The sequence below is a fragment of the Pirellulales bacterium genome (assembly GCA_036490175.1).
In the GTDB taxonomy this organism is placed as follows: domain Bacteria; phylum Planctomycetota; class Planctomycetia; order Pirellulales; family JACPPG01; genus JACPPG01.
Window position 1 is genome coordinate 1 of the sequence record DASXEJ010000064.1, and the last position, 15,862, is coordinate 15,862.

General features: G+C 58.1%; 14 protein-coding genes. 9 read left to right on the forward strand and 5 right to left on the reverse strand.

The window, feature by feature from the left end:
- Both VGG64_04325 and VGG64_04330 read left to right on the forward strand, forming a co-directional pair.
- A partial coding sequence (locus VGG64_04325) for a hypothetical protein (protein ID HEY1598802.1) occupies positions 1–574 on the forward strand: 574 nt, incomplete at its 5' end.
- A gap of 408 nt (positions 575–982) precedes the next feature.
- Complete coding sequence (locus tag VGG64_04330; GenBank protein HEY1598803.1) at positions 983–1,984, forward strand: efflux RND transporter periplasmic adaptor subunit; 1,002 nt, start codon at positions 983–985, stop codon at positions 1,982–1,984.
- Between the two features lie 268 nt (positions 1,985–2,252).
- Here the strand turns inward: VGG64_04330 and VGG64_04335 are convergent, their stop codons facing one another.
- Together VGG64_04335 and VGG64_04340 are read right to left on the reverse strand one after the other, a co-directional pair.
- Entirely contained in the window at positions 2,253–4,406 is a 2,154-nt protein-coding gene (locus VGG64_04335) for an efflux RND transporter periplasmic adaptor subunit (protein ID HEY1598804.1), read from the reverse strand.
- An 11-nt stretch (positions 4,407–4,417) separates the two neighbouring features.
- Positions 4,418–4,801: a BlaI/MecI/CopY family transcriptional regulator gene (locus VGG64_04340; GenBank protein HEY1598805.1), complete on the reverse strand. Its 384-nt coding sequence runs from the start codon at positions 4,799–4,801 to the stop codon at positions 4,418–4,420.
- A gap of 375 nt (positions 4,802–5,176) precedes the next feature.
- Between VGG64_04340 and VGG64_04345 the strand changes: the two genes are divergently transcribed.
- A complete protein-coding gene (locus VGG64_04345) occupies positions 5,177–5,467 on the forward strand; it encodes a hypothetical protein (protein HEY1598806.1) in 291 nt (96 codons plus the stop codon).
- Between the two features lie 230 nt (positions 5,468–5,697).
- Positions 5,698–6,180 (forward strand): cupin domain-containing protein, encoded by a 483-nt coding sequence (locus VGG64_04350; GenBank protein ID HEY1598807.1) that lies wholly within the window; start codon positions 5,698–5,700, stop codon positions 6,178–6,180.
- A 763-nt stretch (positions 6,181–6,943) separates the two neighbouring features.
- On the opposite strand, the gene VGG64_04355 is transcribed toward VGG64_04350, so the two are convergent.
- Both VGG64_04355 and VGG64_04360 read right to left on the reverse strand, forming a co-directional pair.
- Entirely contained in the window at positions 6,944–8,800 is a 1,857-nt protein-coding gene (locus tag VGG64_04355) for a glycoside hydrolase family 15 protein (protein ID HEY1598808.1), read from the reverse strand.
- 502 nt (positions 8,801–9,302) lie between these two features.
- Positions 9,303–9,605 (reverse strand): hypothetical protein, encoded by a 303-nt coding sequence (locus VGG64_04360; protein HEY1598809.1) that lies wholly within the window; start codon positions 9,603–9,605, stop codon positions 9,303–9,305.
- Between the two features lie 560 nt (positions 9,606–10,165).
- Between VGG64_04360 and VGG64_04365 the strand changes: the two genes are divergently transcribed.
- From VGG64_04365 to VGG64_04380, 4 genes are all read left to right on the forward strand, one after another.
- Positions 10,166–10,606: a hypothetical protein gene (locus tag VGG64_04365; GenBank protein ID HEY1598810.1), complete on the forward strand. Its 441-nt coding sequence runs from the start codon at positions 10,166–10,168 to the stop codon at positions 10,604–10,606.
- 389 nt (positions 10,607–10,995) lie between these two features.
- Positions 10,996–11,118 carry a hypothetical protein gene (locus VGG64_04370; protein HEY1598811.1) on the forward strand — a complete coding sequence of 41 codons (123 nt, stop codon included), beginning with the start codon at positions 10,996–10,998 and terminating at the stop codon, positions 11,116–11,118.
- Between the two features lie 29 nt (positions 11,119–11,147).
- Positions 11,148–11,354 carry a hypothetical protein gene (locus tag VGG64_04375; protein ID HEY1598812.1) on the forward strand — a complete coding sequence of 69 codons (207 nt, stop codon included), beginning with the start codon at positions 11,148–11,150 and terminating at the stop codon, positions 11,352–11,354.
- Positions 11,355–12,051: 697 nt separating this feature from the next.
- Positions 12,052–13,092: an NHL repeat-containing protein gene (locus VGG64_04380; GenBank protein ID HEY1598813.1), complete on the forward strand. Its 1,041-nt coding sequence runs from the start codon at positions 12,052–12,054 to the stop codon at positions 13,090–13,092.
- 229 nt (positions 13,093–13,321) lie between these two features.
- On the opposite strand, the gene VGG64_04385 is transcribed toward VGG64_04380, so the two are convergent.
- On the reverse strand, positions 13,322–14,413 hold the full coding sequence (locus tag VGG64_04385; GenBank protein ID HEY1598814.1) for a YncE family protein: 1,092 nt from the start codon (positions 14,411–14,413) through the stop codon (positions 13,322–13,324).
- Between the two features lie 725 nt (positions 14,414–15,138).
- Here VGG64_04385 and VGG64_04390 point away from each other — a divergent pair.
- On the forward strand, positions 15,139–15,862 hold a 724-nt coding region (locus VGG64_04390; protein ID HEY1598815.1), incomplete at its 3' end, for a PepSY-associated TM helix domain-containing protein.

Below are 15,862 nucleotides of genomic sequence, written 5' to 3' on the forward strand. Positions count from 1 at the left end.
CTTAGTCGAGGGCATGCATCCCGACTGGTCCATCGACGACAAACAATTGCTTGTGACCAATGACAATGTCGCTTGGGTTGTTAACATTGACGGGAGCGGCAGTAAAAATGTCGGCTCAGGTGTCGGTCGATTCAACCCAGACGGCAGCGAGATCATTTTTGTTATGTCGAGGAAAACCGACCTAACGATGCTCGACTCCGGAACCGGCACGGAACGCACGTTAAATCTTCCGCTGATGCCGAGACGCGACCTGGTCGCTTGGTCGCCCGACGGGAAATCTCTCGCCATCTTTGGCAATATAAAAGGTCGTACCCGCGAGCCAGACAAACTACTAATCGTCGGTGCGACGGGCGAGATTTCCCGAGTTCGTCTCGATGTAACAAAACCAAGCGGGCTCAGCTATTCCCCCGATGGCAAGCAGCTAGTTTTCAGCACGGACGGTCGCATTCTAGTGGTCGATGTCGACGCGGATACTCCGCCGCGCGTGCTGCAAATGCAGAGTGGGTGGATCGATGCTCCCCACTTTTCCCCCGACGGGAATCGTATCGTGTTCTCGTGCTCTCGCACAAAGTAGATCGAGTCGGCTCGTGGACGACGCCACGATCGTTGCCGATTGGCAAGGCATGCCGGGCAAAGACGAGAATTGCTATTCAGCTATGCGCAGGGCGCCAGTGACCATGCCCCAGTCTAACCGCGATCTGACGGTGCTTTGAATCCAGTTACGATCTATCCACTATTGCGATTCTTGCTAAACGCCCGCCTTTGGAATGAATACAATGAGTCCGTTGTTCAATTCGTGCAGTTGAGCAACGCGACAGAAGGGTGTTGCGAGGCGCTGGCACTCGAGCGGCCATCCGGCTTGCCCAACATTGCATCCCAGACCCTGCTTGCGGTTGTCGATGGTGTGACCCGGGTTGGCCCCGTACGTGTGCCGATGACCTTCGCATTCGCCGGGGCTATCTCCATTCGAAGGAGAATCGAAATGCTCGCCCTAGGTCGGAATCGTTATCGCATTTTGCTCTTTGGCTGGATCGCGCTGGCCGTCACAGCAACGACGCTAGTGCTTGAACCGGTTCGGGCGCAACAAAACAAATCGGAGCTAGACAGGGAGGCGAAGATCACGGCCACCAAGCCGCAGTTGAAGGCCTTCACGCTCGTGCAGCCGTTTGTCGGACAAATCCAAGCGCAGCGGGACGTCAAAGTCCGTGCCCTAGTTCGAGGTCGGCTCGCGGAGATCGCGGTCAAGGAGGGGCAACACGTGAAAGAGGGGGATGTGTTGTTCAAAACCATCATTCCTACTCCCACGCCTTTTCGGACCAACGGGCAGTGGTTCTGGATTATCCCCGTCGAGTATCAGACCAAGGGGCAGCCGATACGAGCCGGATCGAAGTTCGATATATACAAAGCGCCCTTTGATGGCACCGTCGGCCGTCTGCAGCACAAACCGGGCAGCATGGTCGAAGAGGGCGAAATCCTCACGACGTTGTCAGATGATTCCGTGATGCAGGTTTATTTCAAGGTCACAAAGGAACAATTCCTCGATGTCGTGGCCGAGCACATGCGGTCTCTAGACCAACGGCAAGTTGAACTCGTATTGTCGGAGGGCAAAAACTTCGACCAGATCGGCAAGATGGCCAAGATCGAGCACGACTTCAACGACGAGCCGCGAAACTTCACCTTTCGTGCAGACTTTTCCAACCCGGACCGAGTTCTGCGTCACGGTCAGACTTGCACCGTGTTCATCCGCCAAGTACCGCGAGACGTCCTTGTCATCCCGCAGAAGGCTACCTGCGAAGTTCGTCAAAAGCGTTACGTCTACGTGATCGATCAGGACGATGTGGCGCATCAGCGCGAGGTCGTCATCCAATACGAGCTGGGAGACCTTTTCGTCGTTAGGTCGGGTGTTAGTGTCGATGACAAAATCGTGCTCGATGGGATCGGACAAGTGCTTGACGGGGAAAAGGTTGACTACGAAGAGCGTTAATCCAAGATGGTTATCGCCAGCCTGATCACCATTGAGAGGTAATGTTGTGGCTCTCGACCTACGGACACCGAATCGGACCTCTCGGCTTTCGAGTTACATGGTCGTGGCGATTTACGATCGACGGCACGACTAGCGCGCCGTGAAAACTCCTGGGCCGGCCAAGGCGGCAATGCCTAGATCGTATGTCGCAGGGGGCTTGACGACCTGGCTGCGCAGGAATAGCAGATCACCGGCACCATCGGTTGGTGCGAGGAAAACTGGGACGAGCTTAGAACTCCACCTTCTCGCCGTCGCGAACGCGTCGGATTCCGTCGACCACGATCTTATCGTCAACACCGACCCCCGTATTGATGACAAAGATGTCGTCGACCTCATTCTGGATGCCAATCTCGCGCTGATGCGCCACATTGTCTTTGTCGACGACGAACACGTACCGCTTGTTGAGCACCTCGAAAGTCGCCCGTTGAGGGATGACGATAGCGTCTTTCAGTACACGATGGATCAACACCGTGCCTGATTGACCGTGACGCAACAGGCGGTTCGGGTTCGGAAAATCTGCGCGGTAGGGGATGGCTCCGGTCTCGTCGTTGAAGTCGGCCTCGATCGCGCCAAGCTTGCCGACCTGCGAAAACTTTTTACCGTTGGCCAGCACCAGTTCGATTTGTCGATCCTCGTTATGCTGATCCGGATCGGCCATGTCTTCCAAGTAACGGGCTTCGGGGACGTTGAAATAGACCCACATCACGCTGTTGTCGGACATGGTTGTAAGGACGTCCCCCTCCTGCACCAGGCTACCCCCCTGGACGCGTAGCCGGTCGATGATGCCGTCAAACGGCGCTTTCACGGTGGCAAAGTCCAATTCGGCCTTCGCCAGGTCTGCGTTGGCCTGGGCCATATCCAGCTCGACCTTGCGCAGGTCCACCTCATCCTGAGAAACCACTTTGTCGTCGGCCAGCTTCTGGGTGTACTTCAATTGCAGCTGCGCGAGCTTGGCCTCGGCGTTCTTGGCATCTACCTTTTTCTGGTAAAGAATCGGCCTGACATTGAACAGCCGATCGCCCTTCTTCACCGCCTGCCCCTCCTTGAGCGGGACCGACTCGATATAGCCCTTTTCCAAGGCGCGAACTTGGATGTGGCGGTGCGAGTGGATCTTAGCGACGTATTGCTGGCTGACATCGACAGTCTTCGACTGAGGGTTGGCAATTACGACCTTTGGGGACTCGTCGAGTTCCACAACCATGTCGACTTCTTTGCCTTTGCCAAGATCCTGGCGAGTTTCGGCGTGCTGCTCGACCTGCGCCTCGGCGGTTGGTGCGATGGTTTCTGCTTGCCGCGGGCTTGAGGGCCCTTGGGCGACGAGTTGCCAGGGCACCATGGCAATCGCGGCGATCATCGACAGCAGACAGGCGGCAATCGTCACATAGCGCGCGGAAAAGGGTCTTACGCGGGCCATTGTTAGTATCCTCCGTTCGAGGTTGCGATACGATCCCAACACGCCAACAGCCGCATGTCCGGAATTGGATTCCATCGAGAACAGGGCAGATAACTTCACCAGCAGGCGGCCATAGGCGGCCGGATCCGTGGCGCATCGCTGGATCAGCAGCTCGTCGCAGGCTGCTTCTTGGACTTCCGACCAACGTCGAACCATGGCCCAAACCAGCGGGTGAAAGTAAAACAACCAGGTGGCCACGGTGGGCAGCCAATTCCACACCAAGTCGTGGCGTTTGAGATGCGCCAACTCATGTGCGAGCATCATGCGAAGTTCATGGTCAGTGAACGCTGTGTCACTTTTCTCGGGCAGGATGATCGATGGCCGCCAAACGCCGACCAATAGTGGACTTTCAACCTGGGATGAGAATTGCAGCCGAGGCAATCGCCGTATTCCCAAGCGGACGCCTTCCTCTTGGAAAATCCGGAGCAAATGATCCGTCGCGCTGATTCCTTGCCCCTGCACAAGCTGACGAATTGAACGCCACTGTTGCGCGGTTCGCCCGATGCAGTACACAACGCCAAGCAGCCAAACAGGCAGGAGCAGAATGGGCCATGAAACAACGATTCGCGCCGATTCAGGCGCCGGTCCAGGCGCAGGTTCCGGTTGTGGTCGCGGGAGGGAATCGCGCTCCTCAGCCACAACACGAGAAGCCGCCTCCGGCATTGGCATGACCTGCGACACCGTCTGGCCGGCAGGTAGAACGCCCGTGTCTACCGGCAGAAATGCCAACTCGACTGGCGGAATCCAAAACAGAGCCACCAGCAGCTTCAGGCAGGCCAGGCGCCACACCCAGCAAACGACACGCGGCGAAAGAAAAGTACACCAGCGGTGGATCGCACCGGCTGCCGCAATCGCGATGGCCCCCTGCCAGGCGGCCCGCCACAGGCTGGCTCCCCATAGCTCAGCGAATTGGTCCAACATGTGGATCATCGCTCGTCCCTTTATTCACGCGACTCGATGCGTTTGAGCAGTTGTTCCAGCTTGCGAGCTTCTTCGGCGGTCAGCAACGATGATTGGCTGAGATAGGCGAAAAAAGGAGACACCGAACCCCCGAGCGACTCGTCCACGAAATCTGCGACCAGGCGACAAAGAAACTCTGCCTTGGACGCGGTGGGCGTGTATCTGTGCACACCTTTGACTTTGCGGCGCGCCAAATAGCCCTTTGTGCGGAGCCGCTCCATCGTCGTCAGCAGGGTTGTACGCGCGCGTCCTGACGTTTCGGCAAAATGGTCGGCTACTTCTCGAACCGTAATCGGATGATGGTCGGCCACGTACTGCAGGACATCGAGTTCGAGATGACCCAGGGGCTCTTTCGGTCGCGTCATGCCGCCATGCTCCTGTTGGTGCCACACGGCCAAAGTACCAGAGACTATCGCAATAGTCAATATCCGGCGATTCGGCTCGGGCGCGGCATTTGGATAAAACCAACGGTGTCCGGACCGCTCTGCTCCGCTCGACCCTCTCGAAACTGAACTCGGTAACCGCAGTACAGCCCCACTGGTGTTCGCTATGCCAGGGCAGAAGACATGTGAGGGCAACTGCTGGCAAATTGCCACGCACGTCAATTGAGCGGCACCGGAAATGCAGCCAACGGCGGGTCCGTCACAATCGTCGACACGGGATTCGCCGGAAGCGCCGACGCCATCCTACAGGGAATCGCGGCATGCGGTCGTCGCTGCTAAGACATCCGCGCAATCCTCATGACCCATTGTCACTGCGATCATGCCGGCAGCCTGGCCGCCCTCCAAGCCGGCGCAAACGCGACGACGACGACGGTTGCATGCGTCAACTTGGTCCCACTGATGATCGGCGCCCGAGGGCGCGACGACGTCCGAGACTTCTACGCGACACATTTCGTTTCACAGTTGCTGCCCGACGTCAAGGTAGTTAACGTTTCGCGCGCGATCGACGAAGGAGGAGTCGTCGATGAGGTGAACCAGACGCAACCGATGAACGATCTCATGCACCTCGCATCGAACAGAACCCCATAAAACTCAGGTCGGTGCGGTTGCTGCTGACGAACCTTCCGATATGCCCGCTGGCGACCGCCATGGTATGGTGGAAGACAAATGGAGTAACATATGGCAAATCGCTACGCTCCGAGGGACCGTGACATCGCCAGGCCCCGTCGACGTGACTAATGCGGACAAGCTGGCGACTTGACTAAAATAACGGCTGCTGAACAAACACTCTTCGGCTACCTGCGAGGAGGCTGGCGAACATGAACCTACAAAGAATTGCGATCAGCCCCGGGGACGGGCGCTCCGTTTCACTCGGCGGGATGGAAGTCGTTTTCAAAGTTTCAGGAGCAGACACCGGAGGTGCCTTCGCGATCGTCGAGCACCCCATCGATCCAGGGCGCCTGGTGCTACCACACGTCCACGTGCGTGAGGACGAATATTCTTACGTACTACAAGGCACGATCGGTGCCCGAGTCGGCGATCAGGAAGTCATTGCGGGACCCGGCAGTTATCTCTTCAAGCCGCGGGGGTTCATGCACACATTCTGGAACGCCGGTCCTGAGCCGGCGCGACTGCTTGAGATCATCTCGCCAGCAGGCTTTGAACGCTATTTCGCCGAACTTGCAGAGGCAGGAGACCCAGACGTCAGACAAGAATTGGCAATAAAGTATGCTGTGACCTACTCGTCCGATTGGGTCGAGGAACTTGCATCCCGATACAAACTGAGATTACTGGGGGATTGATCGAAAAACGTCTCTAGGTGTTGGGTCGGCGTACGCTTCCCGCGTAGCCCGACGTCCCGGCTCTGGCTGCGACCAGCCGCTGAGACCGTTTTACTTCTAAGCCCTCTCCGCAAGTGCCGGCGCAATCACCAGCGGCCGAAATGCGCGCCGCCATCGACGTACAGGGCGTGACCCGTGACCGTCGCGGCGTCGTTCAATTACATGACCGCATCCGTGATATCGTTGAGGGTCAAAACCCGTCCCATTGGCTACAAGCTTTCGCCTCATCGAATTTGCTCTGGCTCGACGTGAACGCAGCCACATCGCAGCCGTACGCGGCTGCGAATTACACAGCCATTTGCCCCAGCCACCGATGCTGATAATGCCCACCCGGGCGGTCGGCTTGACGAACGTTTCGAGTGGGGCGAAGACAGTGATGCCCTCGCACAGCAGTGGCCCGGCTTCGGCAAAGTTCAGCATTTTTGGCAGCGGGATGACCCAGGCCCAATGCGCGCGGATGTGGGTGGCGAACCCACCCGCGATGTCCGAAGATGGTTGGCTGCACCTGTGGGCAGATCAATGGTTTCGAACACCATCGACTGTTTCGCCCACTTCGCAAACCATGCCTTACGATGGATTTCGTGCTCCATTCTAGAGTTTCCATAGGGTTAAACGGCGGAAAGAGCCGACTGTTTCTCTTTCAATTCGACGGTCGGTGCATCGCGACTTTGGCTTGATATAGACATGTGTTTTCCTCCTATTCATTGTTCTCATCACGGCATGATCAAGGGCGACGGCCCGAACGATGTTTGTCCAACGCACGATCGAGGTTAAACGCGGCGCTGATCAGCGCCAGGTGCGTAAAGGCCTGCGGGAAGTTCCCCAGCGCTTCGCCGCTGGCGCCGGTTTGCTCGGAATAAAGGCCCAGGTGATTGGCATATCCAAGCACTTGCTCGAACATGAGTCGGGCATCTTCCAGCCTTTGCGTGTCCGTCTGGCCTGCGCGCGTTAGCGCTTCGACGAGCCAGAACGAGCACATGTTGAACGTACCTTCGCGACCCCCCAGGTCGTCGAGAGCCACATTGGGATCGTAGCGGTACACTAAACCATCGGCAGCCAGGCCGCCCACGGCGACCGACCGCCGAATGGCGTCGATCGTCTTCAACATGCGCGGATCGCTGGGGGCCATGAAGAACACCAGCGGCATCAGCAACGTCGAAGCGTCCAGCGCGTCGGACCCGTAGGATTGCACGAATGCCTTGCGATCCGTGTTCCATCCCTGCGACATGACCTGTTCGTAAATCTCGTCGCGCTCCTTTAACCAGCGTGCGCGGTCCGCCGGAAATGAACGTTTGTCGGCCAGTCGCAGACCGCGGTCCAGCGCTACCCAACACATCAGTTTTGAGTAAACGAACTGCCGCGCGCCGCCGCGCACTTCCCAAATGCCATCATCCTCTCGCCGCCAATTCTCGCAGAGCCAGTCGACCAGGCGTCGCAATCGGCGCCAACTCTCATAGCCGATAGGTTCGACATACTTGTTGTGCAAATAAGCGGCATCCATCAACTTGCCATAGATATCGAGTTGCAGCTGACGATGGGCTGCGTTGCCAATCCGTACGGGCGCCGAACCTCGATATCCCTCCAGGTGGTCGAGAGTCTGCTCCGTAAGATCGGCCCGCCCGTCGATGCCGTACATCAGTTGCAATGGTCCAGGACCATTGCTGTCGGCTTCTTGCCAGCGATCTTCCAACCAGTCTTTGAAGTGAGCTGCCTCCTCGGTAAACCCAATGCGCAAGAGTGCGTACAGCGTAAAGGCCGCGTCACGGATCCAGGTATAGCGATAGTCCCAGTTGCGTTGTCCCCCGATCGACTCCGGCAGGCTGCAAGTGGGAGCCGCCACGATAGCACCGGTCGGCTCAAAGCACAGTAGTTTCAGTGTCAATGCAGAACGCTGCACAATTTCTCGCCAGCGACCCGCATAAGTGCACTTGGAAAGCCATCGCCGCCAGAATTCGACGGTGGCGCGAAAAAGGTCCTCCGCCTGCCCACCTTCCGGACCGCGCGTCAGTGGATCGTCGGCGGCCAGGCTGCGCAATACGAACGCAACGCTCTCGCCCTCGCCTAGCGTAAAATCGGCGACTACGCCCCCAGCGATCCGATCGAGGCGCACCGGCGACGCCAGTCCCAGCCTAAGACGAGGACCGTCGAAGTGGGCGCCGTGTTCGCCGAGATGTATTTCAGGCGGTGCTCGGGCATAGTCGAATGCTGGACTACATTCCAAATGGAACGACACCCTGCCCCGGACGACGCGCACCCGACGCACAAGTTGATCCGACGAGTCTCCCAAACCGTTGACTGGCATGTAATCCTCGACCTCACCAATTCCGTCCGCGTGCAAGAATCGTGTGATGAGGATATTGGTGTCCGGCCAATAGAATTGCTTATTGCGAAAGTCATCGCCGGAAGGAGCGATGCGAAACCGACCGCCCTTCCGAAAGTCGAGCACAGCGGCGAAGACGCTCGGCGAGTCAAAATGCGGCAGACAAAGCCAATCGATCGAACCATCCATGCCGACCAGGGCCGCAGTCCGCATGTTACCGATGATTCCATAGCTCTCAATTGGTCGGTAATTCGGCGCCATTTGACCAGGCCCCCATTCTCAGGATTCGACACCGCTTTATTGGCCAACAATTGACGGTAACCTTCCAACAGTTTGCCGGAAAGTCAAATCCTTGCAGCAAGGCGTGTGCCAATTTCAGAGTTCGGGCGCGCGGAACGCTCTGATTCGCCGCGTCGTGCGCGGCAGTATCGCACGACGAGAGTGGCGTCGAGCGGATAGACAACGTTCGCGGTGCCCGTGGTTGAACGACTTTGTCGATGCTTTCTGGCGGGGTTTGCGGAGAGCGCATGAAAATGCCGCCGTTGTCGGTGAAGCGGAAGCGGCGGTCTGAGTCAAACAGACTTCTCCCGGTATTGCGGACCGAGCGAGGATCGTCCTCCCCGCCACTGCTTCCCCGAACAGCCAAGCCGCGATGATAACGACGGAACATGAAAAAAACATGAAAAGGCCGCCGGGCGGTGGTGTTTCCGTGGTACCTGGCGCGACGCGGCGAGGTCGGCGATTCTTGGGGGGGCGGTTTGGCTTAGCAGGCACCGTCGACCGGCTTGGACGCCGATACATGCTTGTCGCGTTGGTGCAGCCCAATGCAGTCCATCGCCCGCACAAGCGCCTCTTCGAGGGTGTCGCCACGCAGGCTGAAACCGGTTAGCTCGTGGCAGTCAATGCACAGCCATTCAACGAAGTAGCGCCCGTCGAAATGTCGCTCCGTAATTCGATACGAAACGCCATCAACGTCGAAGAAGCGCACAATAACATCCTGATCCGCCATGCAGTTTTCCCCGAAAAACGGCGAATCAATCACAATAACAAACGGCTCGCCGAGCAAAGGCATCACCCAAAACCCGACGAGCTATGGCGCGGGAGTCGCTAAACACCGGACGCCGTAAGCAATCCGCCGATGAGATGCAGATGCTGACAGCGCATAAAAAAGGGGCGTCAGACGGGCTCGGACTGACGCCCCTTGGAGCGGGCCGCGGGAAATCGCAACCGCCGGCGGCTCTCGGGTCTGTGCTCGGTTACACGCACCCACCGAGCAGCGATCGTTTAGCTGGCATCGACCAACGCTGTCAACTGTTGTTCAAAAAACGTGCGCGCTGGTCATTGAATGAACAGGGTACTGGCAGAATTCGTTGCACGCGCGAGTCCATGTTGGCCGATTCTCAAGTTGAGCCGATTGGGGCGTTCCGGTACTCGCTCGTCGAGAGAGGTCTTTCTGTGCTCAGAGCCAACTCGCATAGGAACAATCTGATTTGCCTGTGGCGCTTCGGAGCGCGCAGGCTATTCGTCAGGAGTTCCCCGAGGTGCCACCGCTGGTCGAGCCTATACGCATTCCCCAGGGCTCGTGCGCGCGAGGAGCTAGATAGACTCTGGGATGCGATCGACGGCTTGCCCGGAAAGGTCGGCAGCGTTCCGGCTCGGCTCTTGTGGAAAGCCCTGCATCTGGTGATATTCTTCACCGGGGAGCGAATCGGCGCCATTCTGCAGATTGAATGGCGAGACGTCGACCTAAACGGCGGCTGGCTCGTGTGTCGCGCCGAGACGCGCAAGTTCGGGGCGGCCGACAAGGCAAAGCGTTTTCCGGCAGCCGTCGTCGATTCGCTCCAGTTTATCGTCGCGCCAGAGCGCAAGCTTATCTTCGAATTGCCCTACACGGTGTCAAACTTGTATCTGCGATCGGCAGCGAGCCATCTTAAACCAGTTGGGGGCGATCCTCAGGCGTTGCTCGGTCATGCTGATGCGCGCACGACCGCGGGTTACATCGACCCCAGGATATGCCCACCACCACAAGTCGCGGACCTGGTGTTCGTCCCCGGGGGTGCAGCATGACGTTTGAAAGCCGGCCCTGGCCGCTCCGGTCGGTGAATCTGGGATGAGTTATATAGCAGGAGATGTGCTCACTTCCGTGAGTACGAGCAGCCCAACAGGCGCCGAAAGGACTCGGCGCTTGCGGGGTGCATTAAGTGAATCGCCATTTAAGCGAATTGTTGGCCGGGAGATGCGTGGCAGACTTCGGGACCTTCGAGGAGTTCTTGTGGTCAGTGCACTGCGGGTGAACGCCGGAGGCCGAATAGGAGGACATTCCACAGATTGGGCATTTGCGCCGAGGAATTGGCTTAGACAGCGGTAGTGGTTTGAGCGGAGAGCTGGTCATTATGCTCCTTTAGGTGTGGTAGCCATTATACAGTAACGAGAGGGCCCCATAGGGGGGCAAAGGCATGACAGTCCAAATCAACGAACTAGCCAATCTGCCGCACCGCGACGGCCAGCTTGTGCTCCAGGCCCAGCGGGAAGACCTCGAGGTGAAGATCATGGGCGAGCAGGGCACCTACTGGATCTAAGGCTCAGTGAAGGAACCGTCCAGAGGCGGGTGGACCCGATTCGCGGCGCCGCGGGCAGGCGAGCGCACGCGACGCTCAACGTCACGAGGCTCGATGCTCCGACCTTGCAGCGCAAGATGCGGCACAAGGCGCTCTCGACGACGCTGGGCTACATCAGCCTAGCGAACCAGATGCAGGAGTCCGCGGCGGACGTGTTCGTGCCCGAGGTCTTGCACTCCAAAAAGGTCCAAGCGTGATCGCGTATGGAGTGCATAAGGAGTGCGCGCCATTCCACCAGCCACACGAAATCGTCGTAACTCAGTGGCCGACGCGGGGATCGAACCCGCACACCGGTTACCCGATACGGGATTTTAAGTGTTGTGAATGGCGATCAGAAGGTGCGCGGATTTTGGTGGACACTTGGCCGGATATGACTGGTATTCTCGGGCGAATCGCAACTTCGCTTTGCCAGTCTGCCCGGACGATGATCGGAACCTGGATCGTTGGTTCTGTGTCGGATTTGTGTCGGAATTTCAATCCGATTCTCTCGCGCACGCCGAATCACAAAATTGTCCATTTTTGCGAGTCTCACGCACACATTAGTAAATGACACTAAACCGTCGTTTCCGCTCCGACGGTCGGGCTGAAGGGCATGGCCTGCAGGACCATGGTATGGTGCGTCGAACGTACAAAGGGGCTTCATGAACGAGGCGCGGACTTGAGTCCGCATCGGTCTGTGCGCGCAACGGGGGCCACGCTTGCCAGCCTCGGGCGAGCATCTGGCAGGGGGTCGCCAGAAATCGCTGCGCAAATTGAGTTGACTTCTTGAACAAGTTATCATGCCGGGCGTGGCGTGGCTCAGCCTGCCGAACGGTTTCCGGCTTCTAAGCACGAGGTGGGCTCATGGCGATAGCGATCTTGATGTCCCGCGCATTTGCAAGGAGCACGGGTGACGTGGATTGCAGGCTCGCCCAGCGACGAAGACAGGTCGCCCTATTGACGGTCGTGGTGCTGCTGTTCGACCTCGTCACTAACCAGTCTTCCCATTCGCGTGCAGCTGAGCCCGAGCTTCCGGCGGCCCGTTTCCTCTTAACCTGGGGGAAAGAAGGAACAGAGCCCGGTGAGTTCCATTTCCCGATTGGGATCGCCATCAATCCGGCGGACGAAATCTTGATCACGGACCATTACAACAATCGCGTGCAACGATTCGACCGCGCGGGCAAGCTCTTGGGTCACTTTGCCGTCCTGCCGAATCCGGGCGGCATCGCGCTAGACAAGTCGGGAAACGTCTACCTCAGCCATTTTCCAACTGCGGTCGGTCGCAAGGAAGTCAACCCCGACCGCCTCACTGTCTACAGTCCCGAGGGCAAGTTGCTTCACGAGTGGGGCAAAACCGGCACCGGCCCGGGTGAGTTCAGTTATCCGGGCGGGATGGCAATTGCGCAGGACGGCCGCGTGTATGTAGCCGATCAAACGAACCATCGCGTGCAAGTACTGGACCCGGACGGGCGATTCTTATTTGCGTGGGGGAAACACGGCTCAAAAGCCGGCGAGTTCAGTGGAAACTCCCTCGCTATTTCGCGGGCTGGGCCAAATTTCGTGACGCTCGATAAGGATGGCAATGTGTACACGACGGAAGGCATGGAGGGCCGTATTCAAAAGTTTAAGCCGGATGGCACCTTCCTTTCGGCCTTCGGAGACCTTGAGGATCGCCCAGGTAGCTTTGGCCGTGATTTTGAAACCTATGGAGAAATGCACGGACCGATCGCCATCTGCCGCGACCGCGAAGACCGACTGTGGATCAGTGCCGCCGGCGGCCGGGTTCAGCAATTCACTAGCGACGGCCGCTACCTGCGCGGCTTCGGCGAACAACAGGGGAGCGAACCGGGCCAATTCCTGGCCCCTCACGGTCTGGCGATCGACAGTCACGGACATCTGTACATCGTCGACGCCTACAATCACCGCATACAGAAGTTCGACGTCGGACAGCTATAGCGCCGGAGCCGCTTTCGGCCGCGGCGCGACGCAAGGCGACACAGAATCCAGTGAGTTTCTGACGCCGTCCGCAAGCGTCATCAATGGGTCCATTTCTCGGAAGTCCCATCAAAGGTTTGACTTGGTGACACTGCCGCTTTGCAGGTGGGGCTACGGAAAGGAAAAAGCCCCGCCAGACCAGCTTCGTCGGGCGAGGTTGCCGAGTTTCGAGTTGCATGACCGAAGCGCCTCAGACCTGTGGGTAACTCTTCCGCAGGGTGACCAGTCCGAGGCCGGCCAAAGCGGCGAAGCCGAGAACGAGCGCCGATGGCTCAGGCACAACCACCCCCGTGCCATAAGCGATCAGGTCGCTGTTGCCGTGGTAGACCCCGTCAAAGCTGACAAACAAGTGCTGACCCGTGTTGTCGACGATCATATTCGAACCGCTGTCGGCGGCGTCAAATTGTCCTACTCGCGCGGAAGTCGCGGTATCGTAGACATCGACCGCCGTTGGATAAACTGAGTGCAACGCATAGGCGAGCTTGCCGTCCGGGCTGAACGCCAAAGCATTAGGATACGCGCCAGTTGGAAAGATGTTCTTTAGCGTCATTCCTTGCGTGAGGAAATTTGGGATCTGGTAACCTCCGTCACCGTATCCGCAGACATAGGCGACCATCGATCCATCCTTGCTGATCGCAAGTTGTTGACCATTTTCCCCGATGTCGCCAGCGTTGTGAAAGAGCACATTTGGCGTGGTGGTCGATACGTCGACTTTATAAAGATCGCCCGGCGAAAGCCCGTACGTTGCGTAATAAAGAGTGGAATGGTCTGGACTGGTTTTCAAGTCACCACTGTAGGCATCGTTCAGCACCGGAGGACCGACTATTTGTCCCGAGCTTGCGTCGATTTGGTCAACCCGTTGGAAGGTACTTCCGTCGACGACAAACAGCCGGTTGTTCAGGCCGGTCGCCACGGCATCAACGGGGCTCCCGACCTGGACGCTTGGCAAGAACGTCTGGCCTACGGTGTCCAATACAGTCAAGGAATTCGACACCCCGCCGGCGATATACAGTTTGCCGTCGTCGGCCGAGAGGGACATCCCATAACTGGGAAACGCGATCGGTAGGAATTTAACGATGTTAAGCGTCGTGGTGTTGATGATCTCAAGGCCGCTGTTGGTCGAAGCGTATAGCAGTGGTCGATTCGGGTCGAGAAGCAGTCCGTTAGCGTGGAAGCTAAAGTCTTTCTCCACGGCGCCAAGCTGCGCGGCGAGGCTGCCGTGCTGCCCTAGGCAAAGCCAAACAATGCCGCCCAGAACCGAAAGCAATTGATGGCGCATCATAATAACCCCTGTTGATTGTTGATCCGAAATTTCCCATATGGGTCAAGTCTGGAACCGAGCGACGCTCGGACTGGCCACGATTGTGATCAAGGAAATCGCTACGCCTGATCGATGATCAGGCAGCAAAGAAGGCAATAGCGGATTGCAATAGCGTTTCCTAAGGACTTGCAGATCTGCCAGCCTCGCAGTCGGTGGCGAGGGCGAACAAACTCGCACGATTGTCGTCAGCGCGACGAACGAAATCAAACGTTTTTGCCCACCGACCCCAAGAATACATAAGATTTCTGAGGAAATAAGATGCCGGGTCGGCGGCTCGGTTTGCGTGGCAGGATTTGAACTCGGTGTCGCAAATCGTTCGATTTCTGGCTCGTCTCGGAAACCGAAAATCGATCGTTTTCTCGGACTCTCGTCGAAGGTTTTACATCGAGACTGCGGCTTTGATCATTTACAATGCGCCCGATGGGCGTCTCGGGTGCAATCCATTGTTCAGGGGTTTCGCCGCCGATGAACGTGTATCCGTCGTTCCAGAATCGGCTTAAATCGTTGCCAAGTTAACGTCCTTAGCCCCAGGCGCCGGCCGCATGAGCAGCACGTCGGTTGAGCAAACCGAAACGACCGCGCAGGACGGATCCGAATCCGCCGGGACGCCTCCGTCTGACACGCGGCGGTCGGCCGCCGGCGACCGTTTGTATCGAGTCGTTTGGCGGTGGCACTTCTATGCCGGAATGATCATCTCGCTGCCGCTGGTCGTGGTGTCTGCCACCGGCGCGCTCTGGATCTTCAAAGATGAGCTGGAAGGGGTACTCCACCCCGGGGTCCTTTACGTCGAGCCGGCTGCCGAGCACGCCACGTTCGAGCAGCAACTGGCAGCGGCGCGTGCCGCCGTCGGCCCTGCGTATCAAATCGGGACGATGCAGGTGTTCATGAACCCCAAGCGCGCCACCGAACTGGCGATGGGAGGCCAAAAGTTTCAAATGGGTTACGTCGATCCCTATCGGGGCCACTACCTGGGCTCCGTCGAGAAGGGGGGCTTTTCCGATATCGTGCTCACGCTGCACCGGAACCTGTTCCTGGGCACCACGGGCCGGATCGTCGTCGAGCTCACCACCTGCTGGGCGATCGTGCTGGTGGCGACGGGAATCTATCTGTGGTGGCCGCAAAAAGCGAACCAGGTGTGGGGCGTGTGGCTGCCGCGATTGCGGGCAAAGCCTTATGTGGTGCTGCGCGACCTGCACACCGTCGTTGGCTTTTACATAGCCGTCGTCTCAATCGTGATCTCGCTGACCGGGCTGATCTACACCTACGTGTGGGGCGTTGGTTATCGGTACGCGGCAGAGAAGACCGAGGCCTACGACTTGATTATGAAACCCAGGGTGTCCAAGTCCGCACCCGAGGCCAAAGACCTGTCCATCGACCGGATCGTCGAGATTGCGCAGCAGAAAATGCCCG

What these genes read in the sequence shown, in the direction of transcription:
- VGG64_04330 (HEY1598803.1), top strand. Translation starts at nt 983, where the DNA reads ATGCTCGCCCTAGGTCGGAATCGTTATCGCATTTTGCTCTTTGGCTGG.
- VGG64_04335 (HEY1598804.1), bottom strand. Translation starts at nt 4,406, where the DNA reads ATGATCCACATGTTGGACCAATTCGCTGAGCTATGGGGAGCCAGCCTG.
- VGG64_04340 (HEY1598805.1), bottom strand. Translation starts at nt 4,801, where the DNA reads ATGACGCGACCGAAAGAGCCCCTGGGTCATCTCGAACTCGATGTCCTG.
- VGG64_04345 (HEY1598806.1), top strand. Translation starts at nt 5,177, where the DNA reads ATGACCCATTGTCACTGCGATCATGCCGGCAGCCTGGCCGCCCTCCAA.
- VGG64_04350 (HEY1598807.1), top strand. Translation starts at nt 5,698, where the DNA reads ATGAACCTACAAAGAATTGCGATCAGCCCCGGGGACGGGCGCTCCGTT.
- VGG64_04355 (HEY1598808.1), bottom strand. Translation starts at nt 8,800, where the DNA reads ATGGCGCCGAATTACCGACCAATTGAGAGCTATGGAATCATCGGTAAC.
- VGG64_04370 (HEY1598811.1), top strand. Translation starts at nt 10,996, where the DNA reads ATGACAGTCCAAATCAACGAACTAGCCAATCTGCCGCACCGCGACGGC.
- VGG64_04385 (HEY1598814.1), bottom strand. Translation starts at nt 14,413, where the DNA reads ATGATGCGCCATCAATTGCTTTCGGTTCTGGGCGGCATTGTTTGGCTT.